Genomic DNA, 26,272 nt, shown 5'->3' on the forward strand with positions numbered 1-26,272 from the left:
GCACTCACCGATAAGCCCACGCCCCGAGGAGCCACCGTGACCACCTGGGCCGGCCGGACCGCCGCCGAGATCGCCGCCGCCGTACGCGAGAAGCGGGTCACCCCGCGCGAGGTGGTGGCGGAACACCTCGCGCGGATCGAGCTGCTCGACGCCCGCGTGGGCGCCTTCCGCCACCTGCGCGCGGCGGCGGCGCTCACCGAGGCCGACGAGGTGGCGGCCCGAACCGACTTGGCCGAACTGCCGCTGGCAGGTGTGCCGTTGGCGGTCAAGGACAACCTGTCCGTACGCGGCGAGTCCACCCGCAACGGTTCCGCCGCGACCCCGGACACCCCGGCCGACCAGGACCACGTCACCGTGGCCAGGCTGCGCGCCGCGGGCGCCGTCGTGGTGGGTCTCACGAACGTCCCGGAGCTCTGCGTCTTCGGCACCACGGACGGCGTGCACGGCATCGCCCGCAACCCGTGGGACACCTCGCGCACGGCGGGTGGCTCATCCGGCGGCAGCGCGGCAGCGGTCGCCGCCGGGATGGTGCCCATCGCGATCGGCAACGACGGCATGGGTTCGCTGCGCATTCCCGCCGCCAACTGCGGCGTCCTCGGCCTGAAGCCGGGCCACGGGACGGTCCCGGCGGACATCGGCCACGGCGACTGGTTCGGCATGTCCGAGAACGGCCCCCTGGCGACGACGACCGAGGACGCCCGGCTGATGTTCTCGGTCCTGGCCGCCACGGATGTCGTACGCGTCGAGGAGTCCGTCATCCGTACGGTCGCCCTCTCCGTGCGCAGCCCCCTGGTCGGCGTCACCATCAGCCGGCCCTACGCGGCCGCGGCCCGCGAGGCGGCCGAGTTGCTGGCGGGTGCGGGGCATCGGGTGCGGCGGGCCGATCCGCCGTACCCGGTGTGGCTGGGGACCACCGCGCTCGCGCACTGGACGGCGGGGACGGCGGTGGATGCCGAGGGGCTCGACCGGCGGCGGCTCACGCGGCGGACGCGGGTCCACGCTGCCGTGGGGCGGCGCTTCGTCGGCTCTGTGCGGGGAGGTGCGCGCCGGGAGCAGCTGCGGGAGCGGTTGGAGCCGTTCTTCGCGGAGCACGATGTGTTGCTCACCCCGGCCCTTGCCCGGCGGGGGCCCGCTGCCGCGGACTGGCACGCGCGCGGGTGGCTGCGGAATGTCCTGGCCAACACGAACTACTCGCCCCTGACGCCGCCGTGGAACCTTACGGGGTGGCCGGCGATGACGGTGCCGTTCGGGACGTTGCCGTCGGGGGTGCCGTGTGCTGTGCAACTGGTCGGGCGGCCTGGGTCGGAGGCGGGGCTGCTGGAGCTGGCGGGACAGTTGGAGGAGCTGCGTCCTTGGCGACGTACAGCTCCGCTGGGGTGACCGGAAGGACCGGACGCCAGTGGAGAAGCTGCGGGTCGGTTGTGGCTGGTCGCTCCCCCACTCTCGGCTTCTCCCCCACTCTCGGCTTCGCTCGAGCGGGGGGACCCCCATGAGCGGGGGGACCCCCATCGCGGCGGAGCCGCACAATGTCACAGCCCCGCGCCTCTTTGGGGCGCCTTTGGGAGCCCGGTATTACAACGCTCGGTACATGATGTGTAGGCCGACCCGGCCCTGATGCGGGTGTTCGTATGCGTCTGGGACTGTACCCAGGATGGTGAAGCCGAGTGAGGTCCACAGCTTCACGGCGGGGTTGGTCTCCACTACGGCGTTGAACACCATGGCCCGGTAGCCGTCGGCCTTCGCCGCTGTGAGGACGTGTTCGGCGAGGGCGCGGCCGATGCCCTGGCCGGACCGGTCGGGGTCGACCATGAAGCCGGCGTTGGCGACGCGGGCCGCGGGACCGCCGTAGTTGGGGGCGGTGTACGCGGAGCCGACGACGGCTCCGGTGTCGTCCTCGGCGACGTACACGCGCTTGCCCGGCGCCATCCAGAGGGCGCGGGCCGCCTCTTCGGAGGTGTCCGGGTCCCAGGCGTAGGTCTCGGCGGCGGCGACGATCCGGTGCCAGAAAGGCCAAATCCGTGGCCAGTCGGCGGCCACGGCTTCTCTGATCGGCATGGGCGTCAGTCTGACACTCCCATGCCGGTCAGCGATCGCGAGGGTTCCGCGGTGGTCTTGGTCGGTCAGTCCACGCTGGGCAGGATGTGGGGCTCCGCGAGGTCGTCCTCGTAACCCGCCAGACGGATCGGGGCGGACCGCGCCCACACCTCGAGGCTGCCGAGCTCCTCGGGCCGGCGACCTGCACGCTCTGTACGTTCCTTGGGGAGCTGATCGAGATTCGTCTTCTCCGGTGTCACCGCGCACTCCTTATGTGTCGGATCACCCTCGGGGCGTACAGGGCCGGTCCACTGCCGGTCGCCTGACGCCCGCTCGGGTCTGAGCAAAGGCCGTTCGGACGCGGTGGCGCCGGTTTACTTGTGTGAGAGCAGGCCGTGGTGACCGGCCTGTCCCGGGACGGACCATGGGTGTGGGTGAGACCCAGTCAGGCTGTCCGTCCGGTACAGAGTACCCAAATGAGCGGGCGCCCGCTCGATGGGGCTGAAAACACGGTGTAACTGTCTGAAGTCGTTCAGCGTCCGATCGGCCATCGGTTCGCCGTGTTTCACTCGGTTGTCCACAGGCACGGATACACCCGGCCGGCCTTGTGCCAACATGATCAACGCCCCATTGTCCACGCGAAGGAGCCGACATGGCCGCCCAGCAGGTACGCGGTGTCATCGCCCCCGGCAAGAACGAGCCGGTGCAGATCCGGACGATCCTCATCCCGGACCCGGGTCCCGGCGAGGCCGTGGTGAAGGTGCAGGCCTGCGGGGTCTGCCACACGGACCTGCACTACAAGCAGGGCGGCATCAGCGACGACTACCCCTTCCTGCTCGGCCACGAGGCGGCGGGCATCGTGGAAGCGGTCGGCGAGGGCGTCACCGACGTGGCGCCCGGTGACTTCGTCGTTCTCAACTGGCGTGCGGTGTGCGGCCAGTGCCGGGCCTGTCTGCGGGGCCGCCCCTGGTACTGCTTCGACACGCACAACGCGAAGCAGAAGATGACCCTGGAGGACGGCACGGAGCTCTCCCCCGCCCTCGGTATCGGCGCCTTCGCGGAGAAGACCCTGGTCGCGGCCGGCCAGTGCACCAAGGTGGATCCGACCGTCTCCCCGGCGGTCGCGGGTCTGCTCGGCTGCGGTGTGATGGCCGGGATCGGCGCGGCGATCAACACTGGAGCGGTGGGCCGCGGCGACTCGGTGGCGGTCATCGGCTGCGGCGGTGTGGGCGACGCGGCGGTCGCCGGCGCCCGGCTGGCCGGCGCGGCGCGGATCATCGCGGTCGACATCGACGAGCGGAAGCTGGAGACGGCCCGGAAGATGGGCGCCACACACGCGGTGAACTCCAAGGAGACGGACCCGGTGGAGGCGATCCGCGAGCTGACGGGCGGCTTCGGGGCCGACGTCGTCATCGAGGCGGTCGGCCGGCCGGAGACGTACAAGCAGGCGTTCTACGCCCGCGACCTGGCCGGCACGGTGGTCCTGGTCGGTGTCCCGACGCCGGAGATGAAGCTCGAACTGCCTCTGCTGGACGTTTTCGGCCGCGGCGGCTCACTCAAGTCCTCCTGGTACGGGGACTGTCTGCCCTCGCGCGACTTCCCGATGCTGATCGACCTGCACCAGCAGGGCCGCCTCGACCTGGAGGCGTTCGTGACGGAGACGATCGCGCTGGACGCGGTGGAGCAGGCCTTCGACCGCATGCACGAGGGCGATGTGCTGCGCTCGGTGGTGGTGCTCTGATGGCGGCCCGTATCGAGCACCTGGTCACCTCCGGCACCTTCAGCCTGGACGGCGGCACCTGGGACGTCGACAACAACGTCTGGATCGTGGGCGACGACTCCGAGGCCGTGGTCATCGACGCGGCGCACGACGCCGACGCCATCACCGAGGCACTCGGCGGCCGCACGCTGCTTGCGATCGTCTGCACCCACGCCCACAACGACCACATCGACGCCGCCCCTGCTCTGGCGGCCCGCACCGGCGCCCCGATCCTGCTGCACCAAGACGACCTCCCCCTGTGGAAGCAGACCCACCCGGACCGCCTCCCGGACGGCGGACTGGCCGACGGCCAGCAGCTCGCGGTGGCGGGTGTGGAGCTGACCGTCCTGCACACCCCGGGTCACGCTCCGGGCGCCGTCTGTCTGCACGCTCCGGAACTGGGCACCGTCTTCACCGGCGACACGCTGTTCCAGGGCGGGCCGGGTGCGACGGGACGGTCGTTCTCGCACTTCCCGACGATCGTCGAGTCGATCCGGTCCCGGCTGCTCGCCCTGCCCGCCGAGACGGTCGTCCGTACCGGCCACGGCGACTCCACGACGGTCGGCGCCGAGGCCCCGCACCTTCAGGAGTGGATCGACCGGGGCCACTGAGACGGGCCTGCCCGCCCCAGGACAGCGGCCCCGGGGCGGAGGCATTCCACGGTTCGCAGTTCAGTTCCCGTTGGCTCCGTCGAAAGCTGGCCATGATCTGCTGACGCGAGACAGCGGCCTTTCTCGCCCGCAGGGAGGACTGGCGCATGGAGCTGCGCAGTGTCGAGGAGCTGATGGATCTGCTGTACGCCTGCCGGGGGGCCTGGGACACCCCCGACGGCGGCGGCGATCCGGTCGATCTGCACGATCACGCGCTGCAGACCGCCGCGCTGCTGCGCCGGAGCCGCCCCGCGGACAAGGAACTACAGGTGGCCGGCCTGGTGCACGACATCGGGCAGCTGCTGCGGCCGGGCGACTACGCGGGACACGCGGACTGTGCGGCCGACGCGGTACGGCCGCTGCTCGGCGAGCGGGTCGCCCATCTCGTGCGCCTCCACAGGGAGGGGTTGGCGTACGACCCGGCCATGGAGGACGTACTACTCCTGCGGCAGGCGGACGAAGCCGCTCGGACGGCCGGTCTGGACGCCGGGGTCCTGGAGGACTGGCGCACGGTGCTGGAGCTGGTGGCGGCCGGACGCGCACGGCTGAGGCCTGTCGACTGAGCAGCCATGCCCTCGGCCGGCCCCGCTCCCGACCGGGGATTGTTGGCTGACGGTCCGTCATGAGACGGTACGCGGATGACGTCGCCGTACGGACTCGAGGGCAGAGTCGCCATCGTCACTGGGGCCTCGCGTGGCATCGGGCTGGCCGTAGCCGAAGCGTTCGTGGCGGCGGGGGCGAGGGTATGCGTGACGGCTCGTGATCCGGACGCGGTGCGCTGGGCCGCGGAGGATCTCGGCGGAGTGGGGCTCGCGGGATCGGTCGCCGATCCGGGTCATCTGCGGGAGTTGACCGAGCTGGCTCTGCGCGAGTTCGGGCGGATCGATGTCGTGGTGAACAACGCGGCGACCAACGAACCGTACGGCCCCCTCATGGACGCCGACCCGGACCGCTGGCGCGAGGCCTTCAACGTCAACGTCGAAGCACCGCTCCGGCTGGTGCAGTACGCGTGGCGGGCGTGGCTGAGGGAGCACGGCGGGTCGGTGGTGAACGTATGCACCGAGGGCGCGGGCCATGTGGGACCGAACGTGGGCGCGTACGGCACCAGCAAAGCCGCCTTGCTCCATCTGACCCAGCAGCTCTCGGGCGAGCTGGCCCCAAAGGTCCGGGTCAACTCCGTCTCCCCCGGCCTCGTACGCACAGAGATGGCCCGCTTCGTATGGGAGCAGGCCGAGGACGAGCTGGCGGCCGGGCTCCCACTGGGCCGGATCGGTGAACCCGAGGACATCGCGCGCGCCGTCGTGTGGCTGGCCTCGGGCGCGGCAGAGTGGATCACGGGGGCGGACCTGCTGGTGGACGGCGGGACGCGGGTACGCGCGGCGCACACGACGACGGCGTACGCCGTGCACGAGCGCCTGCGGGCGCACCGCGCCCCGTAACGGGCGCGGGGAACGGCGCGACCAGCCACACACGACCCGCTCGTCCCGGCGGAGTCGTCGCCCACGGCTCACGCTCGGCACGGAGCCGTTACCACTTGCCGGGCGCGTAGTCCTTCATAAAGACCCCGTACAGGTCCTCGCCCTGCTCACCTCGCACGATCGGGTCGTACACCCGGGCCGCCCCGTCGATCAGGTCGAGCGGCGCGTGGAAACCAGCGTCGGCGAGGCGCATCTTGTCCGGGTGCGGCCGCTCGTCGGTGATCCAGCCGGTGTCGACCGCGGTCATCAGGATGCGGTCCTTCTCGAACATCTCCTGGGCGCTGGTGCGGGTGAGCATGTTGAGCGCGGCCTTGGCCATGTTGGTGTGCGGGTGGCCCGCGCCCTTGTAACCGCGGTTGAAGACGCCCTCCATGGCGGAGACGTTGACGATGTACGTGCGGTTGGCCCCGGCTGCCGTCATCGCCGCGCGCAGGCGGCTGATGAGGATGAACGGCGCGGTGGAGTTGCAGAGCTGGACCTCGAGCAGCTCGACCGGCGTGACCTCCTCGACGGCCTGGATCCAGCTGTTGGTGTCGTGCAGGTCGGGGACGAGCCCGCCCGCGTCGATGGCCGTACCGGCGGCGATCCGCTCCAGGGACGCCGAGCCGGAGACTAGGGCCAGGTCGGTGACGTCCTGCGCGGTCAGGGCGCCGCCTCCGGGGACCGGCAGCGCGGCCACAGCGCCGGAGCCGAAGGTGCCGATCACCTCGGCGGGCGGCAGTTCACCGGCGGGCAGCGGGCCGGACTCGGCGGCGAGCAGCTCGGTGTAGGCCCCCGGCGAGCGGCGTACGGTCTGGGCCGCGTTGTTGATCAGGATGTCGAGCGGGCCCTCGGCGGCGACGGAGTCGGCGAGCGCGACGACCTGGGCGGGGTCGCGCAGGTCGATGCCGACGATCTTGAGTCGGCCGATCCACTCGTCGCTGTCGGGCATGGCCTTGAAGCGGCGGATCGCGTCGTTCGGGAAGCGCGTGGTGATCGTGGTGTGCGCACCGTCGCGCAGCAGCCGCAACGCGATGTACATGCCGATCTTGGCGCGGCCGCCGGTGAGCAGCGCGCGCTTGCCGGTGAGGTCGGTGCGGGCGTCGCGGCGGGAGCGGTTCTCGGCGGCGCACTCCTGGCAGAGCTGGTGGTAGAAGTAGTCGACCTCGACGTACCGCTTCTTGCAGATGTAGCAGGAGCGCGGACGCTGGAGTATCCCGGCGATCTCGCCGGCGTCGGTCACGGACGAGGGCAGGATGCCCTCCGTCTCGTCGTCGATGCGCTGGGCGGAGCCGGTGGCCGTGGACTCGGTGACCGCCTTGTCGTGCGCGGTCTTCGCCGCCCGGCGCTCCTGGCGGCGGCGCTGCTTGACCGTGCGGTAGACGCCCGCGGTGGCCCGGCGCACGGCGATGGCGTCGGGGTGGTCGACCTCGATCTTCTCGAGCTCGTCGAGCACGCTGAGGCAGACGGCCAGCCGCTCCGGGTCGATGCCGGGACCGAACGAGGCCTCCGCGACCACCTCTGCCGTGTCCACGGCGGGGGCCGCCTGGCTGTCGTCTGTCACCGTCATCGTTGTTGCCGTCTCTCGGGGTTTCGCGCCGCGCTCGAACCGCGCTCGCTTTCGAAGGCGGAATTTTACGGAGCGCAGGGCAAATGCACCAAACCCGCGATGATCAGCGGCCTCCTCGGGGCCCACCGGCGGGCCCGTGGACGGAGATCCACGGGCCCGCGAGTGGCTGTCCCACGGCCCCGCGGGCGGCGGTTCAGAGTACGCAGGCGTCGATCAGCTCCTCCACCTCGGCGGACACCGCCTTGGCCAGCCGGTCGAGGTCCGGCACGGCCTCGGCGTCGGCCACGAGCCCGTAGTGGACGCGGCCGCGGAACGTGGAGACCGCGACCGCGAGGGACTGGCCGCGGGCCAGCGGGGCGAGCGGGTACACCTCGGTGAGCGGGCAGCCGCCGAGCTTCATACCGAGGCTGGGCAGCGGCACGCTGGTGACCAGGATGTCGAAGAGCAGCCGGGCCGCCTGGCCGACGACGGGACCGCCGAGCCGGTGTCCGAGCGCCGGAACGTGGTCGGCGAGCAGCGCGACGGCGCCCGCGCCCCGGTTGGGTCCGGCGTCCTTGTTGCGGTCCATGGCCCTGCGCACCGTGTCGAGCCGTCCGAGCGGGTCGGGGTCGTCGACGGGCAGCCGCATCAAGTAGCCGGAGAGCCGGTTGCCCTGCGGGTGCGCGGTGCGCGGGCGGCGCCGCGAGACAGGGATCAGGGCGCGGGGCGCGACTCCTTCGCTGCCGTCGCCGCGCTCGTCCAGCCAGCGGCGCAGGGCGCCGGCGACGACGGCGATCAGGACGTCGTTGACGGTTCCGCCGACGCTCTTGCGAATCTTGTGCACGTCGTCCAGTTCGAGAGCCACTCCCGCGATGCGGCGAGTGCCGGTCGCCTCCGCGACGAGGGCGGAGGAGGACCGGACACCCCAGGTGGCGCGGGCGACGGAGGCGCCGATGTCGAGGGCGCGGCCCACGTCGGAGAGCGTGCCGCGGACGAGGCCCGGCAGCTTGCGGACGTCCGGGAACAGGGCGCGGGAGGGCTCCTCGGGTCGTGGACGGGGTGTCGGCATGTCCATGGGGTCCATGACCGCCGCGGCGAGCGTCAGTGCCCGCAGTCCGTCGGCCAGGGCGTGGTGGAACTTGAAGAGCACGGCGAAGGAGGTGCCGTCCACGCCGGGCACCACGTGCGCCTCCCACGGCGGCCTGCCGCGCTCGAGGGGGCGTTGCATGATCGCGCCCGCGGCCTCGTGGAAATCCGCGACGGGGGCATGCAGCCGAACGTGGTCGAACGGTTCGAAGTCGGGGACGGGCTCGCGTACGGCGCCGCCGAAGGACAGCGGCCTGCGCAGGTCGAAGGCCAGCGGCTGCCGGAGGTCGAGCGGTTGCCAGACGTCACGGATCCGCATGCGCAGTCCGGGGACGCCGGCCGCGCGGGACGCGAGCAGGTCGGCCGCGTGCGGGGCCGCGGCGGGCGAGTTGGCCGCGAAGACCCCGAGGGCCCCGAGGTGCATGGGGTGCTCGGCGGACTCGATGTTCCAGAACGCCAGGTCGAGTGGTGCGAGAAGGTCAGAGGTCAATGGCTTGGCTCTCGCTTCGACGACGGGTGAGCCAGCAGTCAATCCTGGCTGGGCGATTACGGTCAAGTACGATCAAGCTACGCACAGTTAACACCAGATTAAGTCCGGCCCCCAGCGAAAGGGGCGGGACGTGTGGGGCTCAAGGGGTCAGTTCAGCGCAGGCGGGGCGGCATCCGCGGCCGTACCCCACCCGGACGGCTCCGCCCCCACGGTGAAGGCGAGCGAGCGGATGCCACGCAGCGCGTCGGTCGTCAGATACGTACGGTCGTACCCGACCCCGTCGGTGTACGCCGACTGGATGTAGCGTCGGCTGTCCGAGGTGCCCGGAGCCGTCACGGTCAGGGCGCCGCGCGGGTAGTAGCGACGGTCGAGCGCGATGTCGACCCGTTCGAAGACGGGCGTGGACAGGCCCCAGGTGTCGAAGCCGGGCTGCACCGGGAAGATCCCGATCGACGACAGGACGTTCCAGGCGGACATCGTGCCCAGGTCGTCGTTGCCGGTCATGCCGGTCGGCGAGTCCGTGAAGAGCGTCAGCGCGGCGTGCACGACGTCGGTGGTCTTCCAGGGCCGGCCGGTCGAGAGGTAGGTGTAGGGGGCGATGAGGTCGGGCTCGTTCTGCGGGTTGTACTTGTCCGCGTTGTAGTAGTCGTACGGCCCGTTCACCCACACCTCGCGGGCGGTCTTCGCGGGGTCCTCCAGGAGCTGCTCGTACGCGAAGAACGAGTCGAGCCGATCGTTGGCCGCCTGCTCGCCGCCGATCAGGTCGACCATGCCCGGCAGGTCCTGCGGCACGAGCCACTGGTACTGCCAGGACGTGCCCTCGTGGAATCCCTCACTCTTGGCGGGGTCGGCCGGCCCGGTGAAGGCTCCGGAGGCGTCCCGCGCCCGGAAGAAGCCGGTCGAGCCGTCGAAGATCTCGCGGTAGTTCTGCGCACGGGCGGCATACCGCGCGGCGTCCCCGTCATGCCCCAGGCCGCGGGCCATCTCGGCGAGCACCGCGTCGGACAGGGCGTACTCCAGGGTCGCCGACGCGCCGTGGTCGTAGTCCGCGTCGCCGGGCTTGGCGTGCGGGCGGCCCTTGATGTGGGGCGCGAAACCGTGCGCGATGTACTCCTTGTTCGCCTCACGGCCCACCGCGGGCGAGTCGGCGGGCGGCACACCGTCGGCGTTCTCCTTCAGCGCGCGGTACGCCCGCTCCTCGTACCCCTTCAGCAGGCCCTGCTGGTAGGCGTTGGTGAGGAACGGGGTGACCGGGTCGCCGGTCATGATGTTCGTCTCGACCGTCCCGTAGCCCCACTTGGGCAGCCATCCGCTCTCCTCGTCGATCTTGAGCACGGAGATCGCCATGTCCCGCGCCTCGTGCGGCGCGAGCAGGGACAGGAGCTGCGACTGGGTGCGGTACGTGTCCCACAGCGACCAGTTCTGGTAGTAGGTGAAGCCCTGGGCTCGGTGGGTCTTCTGGTCCCAGCCGGTGTAGCGGCCGTCGGCGTCACTGCCGATGTTGGGCGCGAGGAAGGACCGGTAGAGGGATGAGTAGAAGGTGCGGCGGAGCGTGTCGCCGCCGCCCTTGACCCGTACGTCGTCAAGGCGGTCCTCCCACGTCCGCTGGGCCGTGTGCCGGACGGCGTCGAAGGAACGGCCGCCCTCGGAGCGGAGGTTGACCTCGGCGCCGCGCGCGTCCACGTACGAGAGCGCGGTGGTCGCCTCGACCGTGCGGTCCTTGGTGGTGTCGAAGCGGACGTAGGCGCCGCCTCGGCCGGCGCTCACCGACTCCTTGGACCCCTCCGTGACCGTGTCGCCGTTCCAGGTCCCGGACGTCGTGAACGGCCGGTCGAAGCGGGTGATCGTGTAGACGGTGTACGGCTTGGTGTCCTGGCAGAAGCCACTGCCAGTGATCGCGGTGCGCACGGTGCGATTGTCCACGATCTCGACCTTCGTGGAGACGGTCCTGTGCAGCGACTGGCCCGCGTTCAGCAGAACGTTCGCCTTGTCGGTGGCGGGGAAGGTGTAGCGCTGCACGCCGGTACGCTCGGTCGCCGTCAGCTCGGCGTCGATGCCGGTCTTCAGGCCGACCTTGTAGGAGCCCGGGCTCGCCTTCTCCTCGTCGTGACTGAACTCGGCGGCGTACTTCGCGTAGTCCGTCTGCGTGACGTCACCGGTGGTCGGCAGGACGGGCAGATCGCCGCCGAGTCCGCAGCCGACGCCGGAGAGGTGGACGAGCGAGAAGCCGCGGATGTGGTTCTCGGAGTAGTCGTAGCCGGTGTTGTGGCCGGTGTCCGGTGAGAACTGCACCATGCCGAAGGGCACGGCGGCGCCGGGATAGGTGTTGCCCTCGTTCTCGGTGCCGATGAAAGGGTTGACCAGCTCGGTGAGCCGGCCGGCACTCGGCTCGGCGGCCTGGACGGCGGGGACGGCGAGGCCGCCGCCCAGCAGGGCGGCGGCCGTCACCGCCCCGGCCGTGCGCAGGGGCAGGCGCCGGGTCCCTCTCATACGGAAGACCTCCGTTGTCGTCACGTCAGGTGGCCGGGCAACCCGTGGGGGTCGCCCGGGACGCGTCGTGGATCAGCGCCTCGTGCGCGGCCTTCAGCCGCGGCACGTCGGGCTTGACGACCTCGCGGTCGTAGGTCATGAGACCGTTCAACTCGCCTTCCATGTCGGATATCTGGGTGTAGACGGCGCCGTTTCCACCCCGGCAGACCAACGCGCGCACCTCGTCGAGGCGGGCCAGGCGCCGTGGCCGTGACCGGTAGCGGCGCGGCGGCGGCAGGGGCGAGCCAGCAGTCCTTTCAGCGCTGCCGAGGAGTCAACGCTGCCGAGGAGTGAGTGCCGCGAGGCCGGAGCGGACGGCGGCAGCGCTCTCGTCGAGCTCGGCACGCTCACGCGCGCGCCAGTTCGCGTCGATCCGGAAGTCGTCCCCGGTGAAGCGGGGGAAGACATGCAGGTGCACGTGGAGGACCTCCTGGAAGGCGGCCTCGCCGTCAGCCAGGAAGAAGTTGATACCGCTGCAACGCAGGGCTGAGCGACGGAGCGCGCGGGCAAGCCGGTGGGCCACCACCCACACATGGGCGCCGAGGGTCTCGTCGAGGTCCTCCAAGCCCACCGCGTGTGCCTTGGGAACGACCAGGAGATGGCCGGGCGTGACGGGTTGGAGGTCCATGAAGGCCACTACCGCGTCGTCCTCGTAGACCGTGCTGGCCTCTGCCTGACCTTGCGCAATGGCGCAGAAGACGCACTCGCTGACGACCACGGCCCTCTCCTGGACGACTGACTGCCTCTCCCGGACGACTGGACGGGTGTCCGGACGACGCCTACGGCACCCGCCTGCCCTTCGCCTACGACACCCGCTGGCCCTTCCCCAGTCCGATCACGCCCCCCTTGGAGACCGTGTAGAGCTCCTGGTCCCGTTCCGGGTTGACGCCGATCGTCGCTCCCGGGGGCACCTCCACGTTCTTGTCGAGGACCGCGCCGCGGACCACCGCGCCCCGGCCGATGTGCACGTTGTCGTGCAGCACCGAGCCCTGGACGACGGCGCCCGGGTCGACCCGGACACCCGGGGAGAGCACCGAGCGGCTGACTTGGCCCCTGATCAGGCAGCCCGCGCTGATGATCGACTCACTCGCTATGCCGCCCGCGCTGAAGCGGGCAGGCGACAGCTGGCCGGAGTGGGTGTAGATGGGCCAGCTGCGGTTGTAGAGGTTGAAGGCCGGCCGCTCGGCGATCAGGTCCATATGGGCGTCGTAGTACGCGTCGAGGGTGCCGACGTCACGCCAGTACCCCTGGTCACGGACCGTCTCGCCGGGTACGTGGTTCTCGCTGAAGTCGTAGAGCTGAGCCTCGCCCCGCTCGGTGAGCATGGGCAGGATGGAACCACCCATGTCATGCACGGAGTTCTCGTCCTCGGCGTCCCGGTGCAGCGCTTCCACCAGGGCCTTCGTGGTGAAGAGGTAGTTGCCCATGGAGGCGAAGACGCGCTCGGGGTCGTCCGGGAGGCCCGGCGGGTCGGCGGGCTTCTCCAGGAAGCTGTCGACGGTCTGGCCGTCGGTCCCGGGAGCGATGACACCGAAGGACGACGACTCGCCCCGCGGCACCCGTATCCCCGCGACGGTCACGCCCGCCCCGCTCTCGATGTGCTGGTTCAGCATCTGCCGCGGGTCCATGCGGTAGACGTGGTCGGCGCCGAACACCGCGATGTATTCGGGCTGTTCGTCGTGCACGAGGTTCAGCGACTGCAGGATCGCGTCCGCGCTGCCCAGGTACCAGCGCGGGCCGAGTCGCTGCTGCGCCGGGACCGGAGTCACGTAGTTGCCGAGCAGGCTCGACATCCGCCACGTCGTGGTGATGTGCCGGTCGAGCGAGTGCGACTTGTACTGCGTGAGGACGCAGATGCGCAGAATGTCGGCGTTGACGAGATTGGAGAGTACGAAATCCACCAGGCGATACGTTCCGCCAAAAGTCACCGCGGGTTTCGCGCGGTCCGCGGTCAAGGGCATCAACCGCTTGCCCTCACCGCCCGCAAGTACGATTCCCAGCACCGAAGGTCCACCGCGTCGCATGCCGCCGCCCCTCTACCCGCCCGGTTGTGCCACGTTCTTCGAACCACGCCTGCCAGAGAACTACCCCTGGTCGAAGGACTATTCCCCCGTGGACTATGCCTGTTTGAGGAGTTCCTCGTACAGCTGGACCGTGCGCCGGGCCACCGCGTCCCACCCGAACTCCCGCACCGCACGCTCCCTTCCCGCCTCGCCCATCCTCCGGGCGGTCTCCGGATCGGCGAGCAGCGAGTCGAGCGCACGCGCCAGCCGCACTTCGTACCCCTCGGCGGGCCCCTCGGCGGGATCTTCGACGGACACCAACAGCCCGGTCTCGCCGTCCGCGACGACCTCGGGAATCCCGCCGACCCGCGAGGCGACGACCGCCGTGCCGCAGGCCATCGCCTCCAGGTTGACGATGCCCAGCGGCTCGTACACCGAGGGGCAGACGAACACGGCGGCGTGCGTGAGGAGTTGGATCACGTCCGGGCGCGGCAGCATCTGCGGGATCCAGTGCACGCCCTCCCGCACGCGGCTGAGTTCTTGGTAGAGGTCGCGGAACTCCTGGTCGATCTCCGGGGTGTCGGGGGCGCCCGCGCACAGCACGACCTGTGCGGCCGGGTCGATGTCCCGGACCGCGCGCAGCAGGTGGGGCACGCCCTTCTGGCGGGTGATGCGGCCGACGAACAGGATGTACGGGCGGCTCGGGTCGAGGCCGATGCGGTCGATGACGTCCGTGCCGTGGTCCGGCTTGTAGAGGGAGGTGTCGATGCCGTTGTGCACGACGCGGACCTTCGCCGGGTCCAGGGTGGGGTAGCAGCCGAGGATGTCCTCGCGCATGGCCCCGGAGACGGCGATCACACGGTCGGCGGCCTCGATCGCGGTGCGCTCGGCCCAGCTCGACAGGGCGTAGCCGCCACCGAGTTGCTCGGCCTTCCAGGGGCGCAGCGGCTCCAGGGAGTGGGCGGTCATGACGTGCGGGACGCCGTACAGCAGCTTCGCGAAGTGGCCGGCGAGGTTGGCGTACCAGGTGTGCGAGTGGACGAGTTCGCGGCCTTCGAGGGCGGCGGCGATGGAGAGGTCCACGGAGAAGGTGCGCAGCGCGTCGTTCGCGCCGTCGAGCGAGGGCCAGGGCCGGTGTCGTACGACTCCGCCCGCGGCGCCCTCGCCCCAGCAGTGCACGTCCAGGTCGGTGAGTGGCCTCAACTCCCGGGCGAGGAATTCGACATGGACGCCCGCACCGCCATACACGTCCGGCGGGTACTCCCGGGTCAGCAGTCCCACTCGCACCCGGAACCCCCTGTCTCAGCGGCTGCTTCCCACATGGTCACCCAGAAGTGGCTCTTGGGGAAGACCGCAACGGAAGCCCCGCCGGGTTCCGTGCTCAGACTCGGCGCGGAGGACGCGTGAAACAGCAGTCGCCGCATACTCCGCCGCCGGGGACCCGGTAGTAGAGGCAGCAGCTGCGTCGGCGGAACGCCGTGCCGGTCAGGGTGCCGGTGTCCCGCAGGTCGGGGTGGTCGAGGAGTTCCGCGGCGAGTGTGCGGGCGCGATCGCTCACCTCTGTACGGTCGTTGGCGCGGGCCCACCGGTCGAGTTCGCGTGCGGCGCCCGCGAGCGCGGAGGCCGCGTTGCCCCACAGCAGCCCCGCGGAGACGGGGTGCCGGGCCCGAAGGGCCGCCGCGAGGGGTTCCAGGTGGCCGTGGTGCACGAGCTGCCGGATCGTCGCCGCGTCGCCGGGCAGCGCGCGCACCTCGGACAGCCACAGGTCGTCGGGTGCGCTGCCGTCCGCGTCCCAGCGCAGCAGCCGCGGATCGAGGTCGGGCACCTGCCCGTACAGCGCGGCCGCGCCCAGGGCCACCGACCACAGCCGGGCGGCGAGTCCCTGCTGCGCCACCGAGACGCCGATCCGCACCTCGGGCGCGCCCAGCGACCGTACGACCTTGAGGACACGGAAAGTGAGCGGATCCGCCCCTTCGGTGACGCCGTGTGTCGCGTACGCCTCCGCGAGGGTCGGCAGCGGCGGCCGTCCTGTGCGCAGGGCGAAGAAACCTTCGAGAGAGGCGAGTCGAGTGAGATCGGAGTCGAGGTCCACGGAGATCAAGTACACCAAGCGGGCATAAGGGTGCCACTTAAGGGGTTGTACCCGGTGTTGCCCACCCTGGGGAGGACTCGGCGGAGGTCGTACTCCATCGGCAGTACGACCCAATGAAGCCTCAGGTACGACGACACGGGAGCCTTTGAGAGGGATCGTATTAACCATGGAAGCCGACGGTTCGCCACACCGGACGCTCCGCTCGCCGGAGCTGATCCACCACACAGAGAGGAGCGCCGCATGAACGCCATTGTGCTGTCTGTGGTGCTCTCTCTCGTCTCCGCCGTCGCCTACGCCGGCGGGGCCATCGTGCAGGAACGGGTCGCGGCGACGACGCCGGACCAGACGTACGCTCCCATGCGTCAGGTCGCCTGGTGGATCGCGGTGGGCCTGAACGGCCTCGGCGGACTGCTGCACGTCGTTGCGCTGGCCTACGGTCCGCTCAGCCTGGTTCAGCCGCTCGGTGCGCTGACCATCGTGTTCGCGCTTCCGATGGCCGCCGTCTTCGTCCGCCGCAAGGCCGGGGCGACCGCCTGGCGGGGCGCGATCATGGCGACGGTCGGCCTGGCCGTACTGCTGGCGCTGGTCAGCACGGCCGACTCGCGGTCCCTGGACAGTACTCAGCGCGTGGTGGTGGCTCTGGTCACCGGCGGTGCGGTGGTGGCCCTGATGATGGCGGCCCGCGCGGTGCACCGGCACCCCGCGGTGCGCAGTGTGCTGCTGGCGGTCGCGGCCGGTATCGCCTTCGGTATGTCGTCGGTGTTCACGAAGACGGTCGCGGTGGACTGGACGGGCGGCGTCACGCTCGCCGACCTGCCGAGCCTCGCCGTGATCGGCGTCCTGGCGACCGCCGGAATGCTGCTGTCGCAGGCCTCCTACCGGGGCGCCGGACTCGCGGCGCCGCTGGCCACGCTGACGGTCGTGAATCCCATAGTGGCGGCCGCGGTAGGCATCACGATGTTCGGCGAAACCTTCCGCTACGGCGAGACGGGCACCGCCCTCGCGTTGGGCGCCGGGGTCGTCGCCGCGGGTGGCCTGATCCTGCTCACCACGGAGCGGATCGGCAGCGCGGGGCTTCCGGAGCCGGTTCCGGCGACAGCCGGGGCACGCGAGGTGTCCGTGAGCGCCGAGCCGAACCGCCTCAAGACGCTCGAGGAGACCGTTGTCCTGCCCCAGCAGTCCGTCGTGGCGGAACAGCTGGTCTCCGCGGGAGCACGGGAGAAGACGAACACGGGAGTACGGGAGAAGGCGCCCGCACCCGCCGGGGTGCTCGTCGCCGCCCGGGAGGAGGCCCTCCTGCCCCCGCCCGGGTCGAACGGGCCCCCCGCGGCCGACGAGGCGCCCGCCCGCCTACGGGACAGCCTGGACGAACGCATACCGGACAGCCTGGACGAAGCACCGTGGTCCGGCACCTACTACGGCAACCTCTACCTGCCGCTGCTGCCCGCCCCGATCGGGATCCGCTCCCGCGTCAAATCCTGACACCACCCGCGCGCAGATAGGCGACCGGATCGATGTCGCTGCCGAAACCGGGCCCCGTCCGCACTTCGAAGTGCAGATGCGGGCCCGTGCTGTTGCCCGTGGAACCGGAGCGGCCGATGCGCTGGCCGCTCGCCACGCTCTGCCCGGACTTCACGGAGATCGCCGACAGGTGGGCGTACTGGGTGTAGCGGCCGTCGCCGTGCCGGATCACCACCTGGTAGCCGAAGGAACCGCCCCAGCCCGCACTCACGACGCTGCCCTCCGCGACCGACTTGACCGACGTGCCGGTGGGCACCGGGAAGTCGACGCCCGTGTGATAGCCCTTCGACCAGGAGGAGCCCGCGACGCGGTAGGGCGTACCGGTGCCGGCGCTCACCGGGGCGGTGAGCTGCGTCGAGGAGCGGGCCTTCTTCTCGGTCTTCTCCTCAGTCCTGACCTCTGAGGAAGCCTTCTCCGTCGAAGGCTTCTGGGCCGACGTGGGAGTGGCGTCCGTGGCCGGCGCGGTCTTCGTCTTCAGGCTGAGCCGCTGGCCGGGAACGATCATGTTCGGATCGGCGCCGACGGTCTTGCGGTTGGCCTCGTACAACTGCTGCCAGCCGCCCTGCACTTCGCGGGAGCCCGCGATGCCGGAGAGCGTGTCGCCGCGGACGACCCGGTACATCTCGGCGGTGCCGGCCTGGGACTGGGGCGTGGTCTGCGGCTGTACGTCGCGGACGGTGCGCTTGCTGGTCTGGGGCGAGGCTGTCTGGGCGGAGGTGCCCGATGGGTTGATGTCGGGAGTGTCGCCGCCACGTGCGAGGCCCGCGCGGACCGAGCAGACCGGCCAGGCCCCGGGACCCTGGCCCTTGAGGACCTTCTCGGCGACGGCGATCTGCTGGTCCTTGGTCGCGAGGTCGGCACGCGCCGCGTACGCCCGGCCGCCGTACGCCTCCCAGGTGGACTGGCTGAACTGCAGTCCGCCGTAGTAGCCGTTGCCGGTGTTGATCTTCCAGTTGTTGGTGGACTCGCAGGCGGCGACCTTGTTCCAGGTGTCGACGTCGGCCCCGTGCGCGACGCCGGTACCGATGAGCGGTATCGCCATTCCGGCGCCGCCCACCGTGACGGTGAGTGAGGCTCGGTTGATCCTGTTGGGCTGATACCGGCGATGCCGGCCGCGTACGGCCATGAAGGAGCCCCCCTCGACAAGCGTCAGGAGCGGCAAAAGTAAACGCTGCTAACAAGCCGTGACAAGAGGACAATCAGCCGCACTATCTCGCCAAGTGTCCAGGAATACACACCCGTTGATGACTGGTTGTGGGTACATCCGAGACGGATGTGACGGCGAAGTTCGGCAAGGCGCTGAGGCAGGCGCGGCTCCGTTGCGTACACACCATCGGCAATTCAGGACGCGCGGTCGGCGAACGGGCAAGTCAGGATGGCCAGTGGGGCAATACTGGCGGGGCACGACCGGCACTACCGATTCAGGACCTTTAGGAGCCAACCGTATGAGCACATCAGCCCAGATCGGCGTCACGGGTCTCGCGGTCATGGGGCGCAATCTCGCCCGTAACTTCGCACGCAACGGCTACACCGTCGCCCTGCACAACCGGACGGCCTCGCGTACGCACGCGCTGGTGGAGGAGTTCGGCGGCGAGGGCGACTTCATCGCGGCGGAGACCGCCAAGGAGTTCGTGGCCGCCCTCGAACGGCCGCGCCGTCTGGTGATCATGGTGAAGGCCGGCGAGCCGACCGACGCGGTGATCCAGGAGTTCGCCCCGCTCCTGGAGCCCGGCGACATGATCATCGACGGGGGTAACGCGCACTTCGCGGACACCCGGCGCCGGGAGCACGACCTGCGCGAGAAGGGCATCCACTTCGTCGGCGCGGGCATCTCCGGCGGCGAGGAGGGCGCGCTGCACGGTCCGAGCATCATGCCGGGCGGCCCGGTGGAGTCGTACGACTCCCTCGGCCCGATGCTGGAGAAGATCTCCGCGAAGGCGGCGGACGGTACGCCCTGTGTCACGCACGTCGGTCCCGACGGCGCCGGCCACTTCGTGAAGATGGTGCACAACGGCATCGAGTACGCCGACATGCAGCTGATCGGCGAGGCGTACCAGTTGCTGCGTGATGTGGCGGGCTACTCCCCCGCGCAGATCGCGGACATCTTCCGCACCTGGAACACCGGGCGGCTCGACTCCTACCTGATCGAGATCACCGCCGAGGTCCTGTCGCATGTGGACGCGGCGACGGGCAAGCCCTTCGTGGACGTGGTCCAGGACCAGGCCGAGCAGAAGGGCACCGGCCGCTGGACCGTGCAGATCGCGCTGGACCTGGGCGTACCGGTGTCGGGCATCGCTGAGGCGGTGTTCGCACGGTCGCTGTCGGGCCACACCGAGCTGCGCGAGTCCTCACGCGGGCTCGCCGGGCCGAAGGCCGAGCCGATGGACGAATCGGACGCGGCGGCCTTCGCCGACCAGGTGGAGCAGGCGCTGTACGCGTCGAAGATCGTGTCGTACACGCAGGGCTTCCACGAGATCGCCGCGGGGAGTGCCGAGTACGACTGGAACGTCGACCTGGGCGCGGTCTCGGCGATCTGGCGCGGTGGCTGCATCATCCGCGCGGCGTTCCTCGACCGTATTCGCGCCGCGTACGACGCTCGGGCCGATCTGCCGAGCCTGCTGTCCGACGAGACGTTCGCCCAGGAGATCGGGGCGGCGCAGGACGACTGGCGTGCGGTGCTCGTGGCCGCGGTGCACCAGGGTGTGCCCACGCCGGGGTTCGCGGCGGCCCTCGCTTACTACGACGCCCTGCGGGCCGAGCGGTTGCCTGCGGCGCTTACGCAGGGGCAGCGGGACTTCTTTGGGGCGCACACGTATCGGCGGACGGACCGGGAAGGGTCGTTCCACACGATGTGGGGTGGGGATCGGGCCGAGGTCGCGGGCTGAACGGCTCGGCTTGTTAGTTCGGTCCATTGGTTCGGTTTGCGAGTGCGGGTCGTGGGGGCTGGTCGCGCAGTTCCCCGCGCCCCTGATGGGGCGTCGGTCGTGAGTCGCACCGGAAGGGGACGCTGGACGGGGCTTGCCCGAACCACTAGTGGCCCGGCGTGGAGGGTTCCGCGCCGGGCCGCCTGCGTGTTCGCCGTCTTCGCCGTCTTCGCCGTCTGCTAGGAAATCGGGCCCGGCTCAGGAGTGGGCTCCGGTACCGGGTCCGGGCCTGGTGGCTTGGGGACCGGTGACGGGGACGGCTCCGGTACGGGGTGGGGCTCGGGGGCCGGTACCGGGTCCGGGATGGGCTGCGGCCGGTCGGGGCCCGGGCCCGGAGTGGGTCCCGGCTTCACGGGATCGGGGTTGGGGTGCGTCATGGTGTCCTCCAGCCACTCGGAACGTCGGCTCTGGACTTGTCCCACGCGTACCCGTGCCCCGCGCGCGCACTCACCCCGTCGCGGGACGAACGGCGACCAGGTGGCCGAGGCGTTGGCCTGCGCCGCCCCCGCAATGGCTGCCGCGACCGCTCCTCCCGCTGCCGTTCTCGGGCGCGGGCGGCCCGTCAGAACCGATCCGGGTGCGCCCGCAGCCACTCCTTCGCCGCCTCCAGCAGCTCGGGGTCGGCCGCCGGAGCCGCGTCCCGGTGGCGTTCGGCCCACTGGACGACGTACGGGCAGAGCGGGGCGACCGGCATGTCCTCGCGGGCGGAGATGGCGTACAGCTCGCGGGCGAGGGAGCCCGCGATGCCCTTGCCTTCGTGGGCGGGCTCCACGATCGTGTGGACCGGGACGAGCGCGCGGCCGGGGCTTTCGAGGACGAAGTACTCGACGTGGCCGACCACTTCGCCACCCGAGCCGCCCGAGCCGCCGTCGGCGAATGCCTCCAGCCGCCCTCGCTCACGGTCGTCGCGGATCGAGATCTCACTCATGGGCTCTCCTCCTGGGCGAAGGTCAGGCCGTGGCGGCCGTGGCAGCCGCGACGGCCTGGGGGCTGCGCCGCGTGTCCGATCCCGGCACCGGCTCGGACGGGTCCGCGCCGAGCGCCACGATCCGGTTGTCGGCATCCACATGCACGACCCGCGGCCGCAGCGCGCGGGCCTCGGCGTCGGAGACCTGGACGTAACTGATGATGATCACCAGGTCGCCGGGGTGCACCAGATGCGCTGCCGCCCCGTTGATGCCGATGACGCCGGACCCGCGCTCGCCCTCGATGACGTACGTCTCCAGGCGAGCGCCGTTGGTGATGTCGACGATGTGGACCAGCTCGCCGGGCAGCAGGTCGGCGGCGTCGAGGAGGTCGGCGTCGATGGTCACGGACCCGACGTAGTGCAGGTCGGCCTGGGTCACAGTGGCACGGTGGATCTTGGATCTGAACATGGTACGAAGCATGGAGAAACTCCCGATCTGTCTGCTCCCTGCCTGCTTCTTGCAGGTCAAGGGCGTCCTCTGGAGATTACAGCGATTCGCATGTCCGGTCAGCTGCCCGCGGGTGTTTCAGGACTCACACTGACTCATTGCCGACTCTCTCGACGAACCATCAGATCGACTTCACGGCCGCCTCAGTCCTTCGCTCCCTGCCTTGCGCGTTCTCGTCCGCGTGACCGACTCCGGCGTCAACCCGCCGGCAGTGCCGTCGATCCGACGATCGCGAGCCGGCCCGTTACCGGCACGGTCGGCCACGGTCCGCGGGTCGACGCCCACGCGACCAGGGCCAGCGGCGGCACCGGCAGCAGGGTTCCGAGGACCCCTCCGACGGCCACCACCGTGAAGCTCTCCCGCCGCATCATCCCCAGCACCCGCGACCGGCTGCTGCCGGTCAGCCTCAGCAGCGCGAACTCCCGGCGGCGGGTCGCGGTGTTCATCGCCTGCGTGCTGACGACGGTGAGAGCGGTGCAGGCGATGATCACGCCGACCACCACGTAGTTCACCCACGCCATCGCCCGCTGCTCCTCCACCGGGGCGTCGGCCGCCGGCGCTCCGCTCAGCGTGGTGCCCTTGCACCGACTGGTCGACGCCCGCGGTGGTGTGTGACAGGAGCAGTAGTACCGACCGTCGGCCGAACTCCATGCCGTCACCGCGTCGTCGATGGCGTCGAGCATGACGGCGGAGTCACCACCACCGCGTTCTCCAACGGCGTCGTCTGCGCAGACACGCACCGCGGTGCCGTCCGCGGAGGGCGAACTGCCCAGTGAGTCAGGTACTGGCCGGCACCACCATCACGCTGACGATGAAGCTCACCCGACGGCCGGCGAGACGTCAGCGCAGCCGTGGAGGCGGAACCTTCACGGTTCTGCGCGTGGCCACGCCGCCACGACCGTCACAGTCGTCACGCGCCCGCGGTCGGAGTCAGCGACCCACGTGGTGGCCGCCCTCCGCCGGGAGGACGGCGCCGGTGGTCCAGCGGCTCTCGTCGGAGAGCAGGAACAGGGCGGCACGCGCCATGTCGTCCGCCGGGGCCACGTGATTCATCGGCGACATGGAGGCGAGGTGGTCCTGCATGGCGGGTGGGAGCATGTCCCACATCTCAGTGCGGGTGGAGCCCGGCGCGAGGGCGTTGACGCGGACGTTGTACGAGGCGAGTTCGAGCGCCGCGCTCTTGGTGAGACCGTTCACGGCCCACTTCGAGGCGACGTACTCGGAGATACCGGCCACACCCACCATGCCGCCGATGGAGGAGACGTTGACGATCGATCCTCCGCCCGCGGCGAGCAGCGCGGGGATCTCGTACTTCATGGACAGGAAGACACCCTTGGCGTTGACCGTCATGATCCGGTCGTAGACCTCGGTGGGCTTGTCGTGCACGAGGGTTCCATCGCTCGTGACACCGGCGGCGTTGAGCGCCCCGTCGAGGCGGCCGAAACGCTGGACGGCGGCGGCGACCGCGGCCTCGACGGAGGCTTCGTCGGTCACGTCGAGGGCAACGGGGAGGATCTCGGTGTCCGGTGCCGACGGTTCCGCTGCCAGCGCCTCAAGACGGTCGAGGCGCCGCGCGCCCGCGACGACGGTCGCTCCCTCGGCAGCGAAGCGCCTGACAGCGGCCTCCCCCATGCCCGCGGACGCACCGGTGATCAGGATGACCTTGCCCTTGAGACGGCGCCCTTCGATGGTCAGGGGTGCGGGGTTGCGGTTGGCGTGCGTGGTCATGAGAACGCTCCGTACGTGCGAGAAAGGGAAGGAAGCAGATGGGCGGACGGTCGAGCGGCTCTGGTCCGCTCCGCGTCACGGGCCGGGCACTGGCGGTGTCCGGAGGCGGGGCGAGAGGAGTCCGCGGCCGCCGTCTCTCCGCACAGTGCCGCCCTTCCGGCCCCGGCACCAGAGACCTCCTCTGCCTAGGACTGGCAGGGCGACGACGGCCCCGTCCCGGTGCGCGACGATGGCGTCATGGAGAATCGAGAACTGGCCCACTGCCTGCGTACCTGGCGCGACCGTCTCGCCCCGCAGAGCGTCGGGTTGCCGGTCGGCAGTCTGCGGCGTGCCCCCGGGCTCAGGCGCCAAGAAGTGGCGGAACTCGCCGGACTGTCCGTGGACTACCTCGCCCGGCTCGAACAAGGGCGCGCCGGCCATCCGTCCCCCTCTGTGGTGGAGGCCCTGGCACGGGCGCTGCGTCTGTCCCACGAGGAGAACGCCCATCTCTTCCGGCTGGCCGGTCACGCCGATCCGAAGGCCCACCGGATCGCCAGACACCTCACTCCCGGTGTGCAGCGCATGCTCGACAGGCTTGCCGACACCCCCGTCATGGTGCTGGACGCCACTTGGCAGCTGGTCGCCGCCAGTCCCCTGCTCACAGCGCTGCTGGGCGACATGTCCCAGGAGCCGACGCGCGAGCGGAACCTGCTGTGGCGGCACTTCACCGGCCTCCCGTCCCGGATCGTGGCCACCGCCGAGCAGGACGCCGCCTTCGAAGCGGCCACAGTCGCGGACCTGCGTGCCGCCGCCGGACGCTTCCCGGACGACAAGCCACTGCGTGCCCTCATCGCGGACCTGCGCGGAGCGAGCTCCCGTTTCGACCGCCTGTGGCAGGAGCGCACCGTGGCGCGCCACACCTCCAGCCGTAAGACGATCACGCATCCGCAGGTGGGGACGCTGACCCTGGACTGCGACGTCCTCACCGTGGAGGGCAGCGGCTTGCGGACCGTGATCTACACCGCCGTCCCCGGGTCGAGTGACGACCACGGCCTGGCACTTCTGAGAACGATAGGGACCCAGTTCGCCTCACCCCTGGTGTGAAACCGGCCGTTGAGGCGGCTGCGGCACCGGATACGACGTGAGCCGCGCTGGGTGGTCCGAGGGGAGGCAGTGAGGACGGCGTCGCTCGTCCGGCGTACCGCGCAGGGCGGTGAACCCGCGCACGGCGGACGGCGGCCGGGGTAACACCGTGCGGGAAGACCGGCGGCGACGCAGTCGTGCGGTTGCCTGTCCTGACGGACTACGTGTTCGGCGGACTCACCCCGACGTCAGCCCTCGGCGGTACGTGCGCGGTCGTCAGGACGGCCGGTCGGGCCGTACGGCCAGCCGTGGCAGGAAGAACGCGACGAGCGGTCCGATGCCCAGCGCGTAGACGGCTGTACCGATGCCGATGGTGCCGCCGAGCAGCCCTCCACCGGCCAGGACGGAGAACTCTATGCCGGTCCGCGCGAGAAGGACCGGCACGCCCAGCCGCGCGAGTCCGGTCATCAGGCCGTCCCGAGGTCCCGGCCCAAGGCCGGCACCAATGTATAGCCCCGTGGCGACAGCGACGCCGACGGTGCCGAGCCCGAGGAGGCACAGACGCCCTGGCAGCGTCTGCGGAGCGGGTATCACCTTCAGTGCCTGGTCCAGGACGGGGCCGACGAGGACGGCGTTGGCGAGCGTTCCGACGCCGGGACGCTGCCTCAGCGGGAGCCAGAGGCCGAACACGACGGCTGAGACGAGGAGGACGACGACCCCCAGGCTCACCTGTGTGGTCCGGGCGATGCCCTGGGCGAACACCGTCCACGGGTCCGCGCCCAGCTCCGCACGGACCAGCAGTGCCGTGCTGACTCCGTAAAGTGCCAGGCCGCACAGCAGACGGGTGCCTCGTCGAAGGGCCTGGTCCACGGCGGGCCTCATGACTTCGCGACGGCCGCCGCGATCAGCACGGCGGCCGCGTCCGCGGCTTCGGCCGTGGCACGCGCGGCGGCCTGTGGTCCCTGCACCACCACCCGCCCGGCCACTCCGTCGATCAACAGCAACAACTGTGAGGCCAGGTGTGCGTGGCGCGCCGCCCCGGCCTGTGCGCACAAGCCGGTGAGCAGCTCCAGCAGCCACGTCTTCTCCGCCTGGACAGCCTGGCGTACGGGGGCTTCGGCATCGACCACTTCGGCCGCGGCGTTGAGGAAGGCACATCCCCGTCGACCGCGCTCCCCGTACCAGTGGATCAACCATGAGAACACAGCCAAGGGGCGTTCCGCGGGGTCTTCCACCTCGGCCAGCCATGCTTCCAGTTCAGCGGACCTGCGCTCGTGACGGTGCCGCAGGGCGGCCGCGGCGAGTTCGTCCTTGCTGGGGAAGTGCGCGTAGAGGGTCGGTTTCGACACGCCCGCCGCCTGTGCGACGGCGTTCACGTTCGTGGCGCCGAGGCCCCGCTCGTAGAAGACCGTTTCGGCACTCTCGATCAGCAGGTCCCTGGCACTCCGTCGAGGTTTCATGAAACTTAACTTACCAGTTAGGCAAGTTGAGGCACGACGGTAAGCCGGGACGCGATAAGGAGGGGCGAGTTCAAGCGCTTGACACGACACCGCGTCGCTGAGGCCATGGCTGGCACCCGACCACCGCCGGGTTACGCGCCGGGTCGGCTGATCTGAGCAGAGCGGGCAGAGCCGATCTCTCGGTGACCATGAACGGCGGTCTGCCGCGACCTGGTCTCTTGGCCGGCGCGTAGCCCGGTGACAGCCCCGGCAGGCTGGAGCACTCACCCCGGTGGCGACGACAGCGCTCCTCTGGGCCGCCGTCGCCCGCCCCCTGGCGCACCTCACGGCTTCCTACCTGCGCCTGCGCGCCGACCGTCCGGTGTGAGGGCACGAGACACCTCGGCGGCCAGGCCTGGAAGCTGTCCACCTCCCGAAAGTAGCGGCGCCGCCGGAGGAGCGCTGATGACGGCACTGCTGTCAGCGGAAGTGAGCACTTGTGAGCGGTTCAGGCCGCCTCCCGTGAGCAGCCGC

24 protein-coding genes and 1 pseudogene are annotated in these 26,272 nt (G+C 70.6%); 8 read left to right on the forward strand and 17 right to left on the reverse strand.

Annotated features, from left to right (window positions below; translation table 11 throughout):
• The first annotated feature begins 36 nt into the window (after window positions 1-36).
• Window positions 37-1,380 carry an amidase gene (locus tag ACTWQR_RS04915; protein WP_443225636.1) on the forward strand — a complete coding sequence of 448 codons (1,344 nt, stop codon included), beginning with the start codon at window positions 37-39 and terminating at the stop codon, window positions 1,378-1,380.
• 192 nt (window positions 1,381-1,572) lie between these two features.
• Here the strand turns inward: ACTWQR_RS04915 and ACTWQR_RS04920 are convergent, their stop codons facing one another.
• Together ACTWQR_RS04920 and ACTWQR_RS04925 are read right to left on the reverse strand one after the other, a co-directional pair.
• On the reverse strand, window positions 1,573-2,055 hold the full coding sequence (locus ACTWQR_RS04920) for a GNAT family N-acetyltransferase (protein WP_443225637.1): 483 nt from the start codon (window positions 2,053-2,055) through the stop codon (window positions 1,573-1,575).
• Between the two features lie 65 nt (window positions 2,056-2,120).
• On the reverse strand, window positions 2,121-2,294 hold the full coding sequence (locus tag ACTWQR_RS04925) for a hypothetical protein (protein WP_443225638.1): 174 nt from the start codon (window positions 2,292-2,294) through the stop codon (window positions 2,121-2,123).
• Between the two features lie 392 nt (window positions 2,295-2,686).
• Here ACTWQR_RS04925 and ACTWQR_RS04930 point away from each other — a divergent pair, with 392 nt between their 5' ends.
• The 4 genes from ACTWQR_RS04930 to ACTWQR_RS04945 all read left to right on the forward strand — a co-directional run bounded on the left by ACTWQR_RS04930 (window position 2,687) and on the right by ACTWQR_RS04945 (window position 5,882).
• Entirely contained in the window at window positions 2,687-3,775 is a 1,089-nt protein-coding gene (locus ACTWQR_RS04930) for an S-(hydroxymethyl)mycothiol dehydrogenase (RefSeq protein ID WP_443225639.1), read from the forward strand.
• Complete coding sequence (locus tag ACTWQR_RS04935; RefSeq protein ID WP_443225640.1) at window positions 3,775-4,404, forward strand: MBL fold metallo-hydrolase; 630 nt, start codon at window positions 3,775-3,777, stop codon at window positions 4,402-4,404. Before ACTWQR_RS04930 ends, ACTWQR_RS04935 begins: the two co-directional genes overlap by 1 nt.
• 146 nt (window positions 4,405-4,550) lie before the next feature.
• Window positions 4,551-5,006, forward strand: coding sequence for an HD domain-containing protein (locus ACTWQR_RS04940; protein ID WP_443225641.1), 456 nt, complete (start codon window positions 4,551-4,553; stop codon window positions 5,004-5,006).
• 75 nt (window positions 5,007-5,081) lie between these two features.
• Window positions 5,082-5,882: an SDR family oxidoreductase gene (locus ACTWQR_RS04945; RefSeq protein ID WP_443225642.1), complete on the forward strand. Its 801-nt coding sequence runs from the start codon at window positions 5,082-5,084 to the stop codon at window positions 5,880-5,882.
• Between the two features lie 88 nt (window positions 5,883-5,970).
• Here the strand turns inward: ACTWQR_RS04945 and ACTWQR_RS04950 are convergent, their stop codons facing one another.
• The 8 genes and pseudogenes from ACTWQR_RS04950 to ACTWQR_RS04985 form a co-directional block, all read right to left on the reverse strand.
• Window positions 5,971-7,470, reverse strand: coding sequence for an SDR family NAD(P)-dependent oxidoreductase (locus ACTWQR_RS04950; RefSeq protein WP_443225643.1), 1,500 nt, complete (start codon window positions 7,468-7,470; stop codon window positions 5,971-5,973).
• A 193-nt stretch (window positions 7,471-7,663) separates the two neighbouring features.
• Window positions 7,664-9,025 carry a wax ester/triacylglycerol synthase family O-acyltransferase gene (locus ACTWQR_RS04955; protein WP_443225644.1) on the reverse strand — a complete coding sequence of 454 codons (1,362 nt, stop codon included), beginning with the start codon at window positions 9,023-9,025 and terminating at the stop codon, window positions 7,664-7,666.
• 147 nt (window positions 9,026-9,172) lie between these two features.
• Window positions 9,173-11,515 (reverse strand): GH92 family glycosyl hydrolase, encoded by a 2,343-nt coding sequence (locus ACTWQR_RS04960; protein WP_443225645.1) that lies wholly within the window; start codon window positions 11,513-11,515, stop codon window positions 9,173-9,175.
• A 25-nt stretch (window positions 11,516-11,540) separates the two neighbouring features.
• A pseudogene (locus ACTWQR_RS04965) lies at window positions 11,541-11,753 on the reverse strand (hypothetical protein); the annotation flags it as partial.
• Between the two features lie 75 nt (window positions 11,754-11,828).
• A complete protein-coding gene (locus ACTWQR_RS04970) occupies window positions 11,829-12,272 on the reverse strand; it encodes an HIT family protein (protein WP_443225646.1) in 444 nt (147 codons plus the stop codon).
• Window positions 12,273-12,357: 85 nt separating this feature from the next.
• Window positions 12,358-13,578: a glucose-1-phosphate adenylyltransferase gene (glgC, locus tag ACTWQR_RS04975; protein ID WP_443225647.1), complete on the reverse strand. Its 1,221-nt coding sequence runs from the start codon at window positions 13,576-13,578 to the stop codon at window positions 12,358-12,360.
• A gap of 93 nt (window positions 13,579-13,671) precedes the next feature.
• Window positions 13,672-14,844, reverse strand: coding sequence for a glycogen synthase (gene glgA / locus ACTWQR_RS04980; RefSeq protein WP_443225648.1), 1,173 nt, complete (start codon window positions 14,842-14,844; stop codon window positions 13,672-13,674).
• 94 nt (window positions 14,845-14,938) lie between these two features.
• Complete coding sequence (locus ACTWQR_RS04985) at window positions 14,939-15,667, reverse strand: (2Fe-2S)-binding protein (protein WP_443225649.1); 729 nt, start codon at window positions 15,665-15,667, stop codon at window positions 14,939-14,941.
• Between the two features lie 222 nt (window positions 15,668-15,889).
• Between ACTWQR_RS04985 and ACTWQR_RS04990 the strand changes: the two genes are divergently transcribed.
• A complete protein-coding gene (locus ACTWQR_RS04990; RefSeq protein ID WP_443225650.1) occupies window positions 15,890-17,131 on the forward strand; it encodes a DMT family transporter in 1,242 nt (413 codons plus the stop codon).
• On the opposite strand, the gene ACTWQR_RS04995 is transcribed toward ACTWQR_RS04990, so the two are convergent.
• Window positions 17,121-18,296: a transglycosylase family protein gene (locus tag ACTWQR_RS04995; protein ID WP_443225651.1), complete on the reverse strand. Its 1,176-nt coding sequence runs from the start codon at window positions 18,294-18,296 to the stop codon at window positions 17,121-17,123. The genes ACTWQR_RS04990 and ACTWQR_RS04995 overlap by 11 nt on opposite strands.
• 319 nt (window positions 18,297-18,615) lie before the next feature.
• Between ACTWQR_RS04995 and gndA the strand changes: the two genes are divergently transcribed.
• Complete coding sequence (gene gndA, locus ACTWQR_RS05000; RefSeq protein ID WP_443225652.1) at window positions 18,616-20,055, forward strand: NADP-dependent phosphogluconate dehydrogenase; 1,440 nt, start codon at window positions 18,616-18,618, stop codon at window positions 20,053-20,055.
• Between the two features lie 601 nt (window positions 20,056-20,656).
• Here gndA and ACTWQR_RS05005 read toward each other — a convergent pair.
• From ACTWQR_RS05005 to ACTWQR_RS05020, 4 genes are all read right to left on the reverse strand, one after another.
• On the reverse strand, window positions 20,657-21,022 hold the full coding sequence (locus tag ACTWQR_RS05005; protein ID WP_443225653.1) for a GNAT family N-acetyltransferase: 366 nt from the start codon (window positions 21,020-21,022) through the stop codon (window positions 20,657-20,659).
• Window positions 21,023-21,044: 22 nt separating this feature from the next.
• Window positions 21,045-21,482 carry an aspartate 1-decarboxylase gene (gene panD / locus ACTWQR_RS05010; protein WP_443225654.1) on the reverse strand — a complete coding sequence of 146 codons (438 nt, stop codon included), beginning with the start codon at window positions 21,480-21,482 and terminating at the stop codon, window positions 21,045-21,047.
• A 224-nt stretch (window positions 21,483-21,706) separates the two neighbouring features.
• Window positions 21,707-22,192 carry an FtsX-like permease family protein gene (locus ACTWQR_RS05015; protein ID WP_443225655.1) on the reverse strand — a complete coding sequence of 162 codons (486 nt, stop codon included), beginning with the start codon at window positions 22,190-22,192 and terminating at the stop codon, window positions 21,707-21,709.
• Window positions 22,193-22,439: 247 nt separating this feature from the next.
• Complete coding sequence (locus ACTWQR_RS05020; protein WP_443225656.1) at window positions 22,440-23,237, reverse strand: SDR family NAD(P)-dependent oxidoreductase; 798 nt, start codon at window positions 23,235-23,237, stop codon at window positions 22,440-22,442.
• A gap of 237 nt (window positions 23,238-23,474) precedes the next feature.
• Here ACTWQR_RS05020 and ACTWQR_RS05025 point away from each other — a divergent pair, with 237 nt between their 5' ends.
• Window positions 23,475-24,320, forward strand: coding sequence for a helix-turn-helix transcriptional regulator (locus ACTWQR_RS05025; protein WP_443225657.1), 846 nt, complete (start codon window positions 23,475-23,477; stop codon window positions 24,318-24,320).
• A 255-nt stretch (window positions 24,321-24,575) separates the two neighbouring features.
• On the opposite strand, the gene yczE is transcribed toward ACTWQR_RS05025, so the two are convergent.
• Window positions 24,576-25,169, reverse strand: a complete 594-nt coding sequence (gene yczE, locus ACTWQR_RS05030) for a membrane protein YczE (protein WP_443225658.1) — start codon at window positions 25,167-25,169, stop codon at window positions 24,576-24,578.
• 8 nt (window positions 25,170-25,177) lie between these two features.
• Window positions 25,178-25,759, reverse strand: a complete 582-nt coding sequence (locus ACTWQR_RS05035; RefSeq protein WP_443225659.1) for a TetR/AcrR family transcriptional regulator — start codon at window positions 25,757-25,759, stop codon at window positions 25,178-25,180.
• Window positions 25,760-26,272: the final 513 nt, after the last annotated feature.

It is taken from the genome of Streptomyces sp. 2A115, assembly GCF_052245575.1.
Lineage (GTDB): Bacteria > Actinomycetota > Actinomycetes > Streptomycetales > Streptomycetaceae > Streptomyces.

What these genes read in the sequence shown, in the direction of transcription:
- ACTWQR_RS04920 (WP_443225637.1), bottom strand. Translation starts at nt 2,055, where the DNA reads ATGCCGATCAGAGAAGCCGTGGCCGCCGACTGGCCACGGATTTGGCCT.
- ACTWQR_RS04930 (WP_443225639.1), top strand. Translation starts at nt 2,687, where the DNA reads ATGGCCGCCCAGCAGGTACGCGGTGTCATCGCCCCCGGCAAGAACGAG.
- ACTWQR_RS04935 (WP_443225640.1), top strand. Translation starts at nt 3,775, where the DNA reads ATGGCGGCCCGTATCGAGCACCTGGTCACCTCCGGCACCTTCAGCCTG.
- ACTWQR_RS04940 (WP_443225641.1), top strand. Translation starts at nt 4,551, where the DNA reads ATGGAGCTGCGCAGTGTCGAGGAGCTGATGGATCTGCTGTACGCCTGC.
- ACTWQR_RS04945 (WP_443225642.1), top strand. Translation starts at nt 5,082, where the DNA reads ATGACGTCGCCGTACGGACTCGAGGGCAGAGTCGCCATCGTCACTGGG.
- ACTWQR_RS04950 (WP_443225643.1), bottom strand. Translation starts at nt 7,470, where the DNA reads ATGACGGTGACAGACGACAGCCAGGCGGCCCCCGCCGTGGACACGGCA.
- ACTWQR_RS04960 (WP_443225645.1), bottom strand. Translation starts at nt 11,515, where the DNA reads ATGAGAGGGACCCGGCGCCTGCCCCTGCGCACGGCCGGGGCGGTGACG.
- glgC (WP_443225647.1), bottom strand. Translation starts at nt 13,578, where the DNA reads ATGCGACGCGGTGGACCTTCGGTGCTGGGAATCGTACTTGCGGGCGGT.
- ACTWQR_RS04990 (WP_443225650.1), top strand. Translation starts at nt 15,890, where the DNA reads ATGAACGCCATTGTGCTGTCTGTGGTGCTCTCTCTCGTCTCCGCCGTC.
- ACTWQR_RS04995 (WP_443225651.1), bottom strand. Translation starts at nt 18,296, where the DNA reads ATGGCCGTACGCGGCCGGCATCGCCGGTATCAGCCCAACAGGATCAAC.
- gndA (WP_443225652.1), top strand. Translation starts at nt 18,616, where the DNA reads ATGAGCACATCAGCCCAGATCGGCGTCACGGGTCTCGCGGTCATGGGG.
- ACTWQR_RS05005 (WP_443225653.1), bottom strand. Translation starts at nt 21,022, where the DNA reads ATGAGTGAGATCTCGATCCGCGACGACCGTGAGCGAGGGCGGCTGGAG.
- panD (WP_443225654.1), bottom strand. Translation starts at nt 21,482, where the DNA reads ATGCTTCGTACCATGTTCAGATCCAAGATCCACCGTGCCACTGTGACC.
- ACTWQR_RS05015 (WP_443225655.1), bottom strand. Translation starts at nt 22,192, where the DNA reads ATGCTCGACGCCATCGACGACGCGGTGACGGCATGGAGTTCGGCCGAC.
- ACTWQR_RS05020 (WP_443225656.1), bottom strand. Translation starts at nt 23,237, where the DNA reads ATGACCACGCACGCCAACCGCAACCCCGCACCCCTGACCATCGAAGGG.
- ACTWQR_RS05025 (WP_443225657.1), top strand. Translation starts at nt 23,475, where the DNA reads ATGGAGAATCGAGAACTGGCCCACTGCCTGCGTACCTGGCGCGACCGT.
- ACTWQR_RS05035 (WP_443225659.1), bottom strand. Translation starts at nt 25,759, where the DNA reads ATGAAACCTCGACGGAGTGCCAGGGACCTGCTGATCGAGAGTGCCGAA.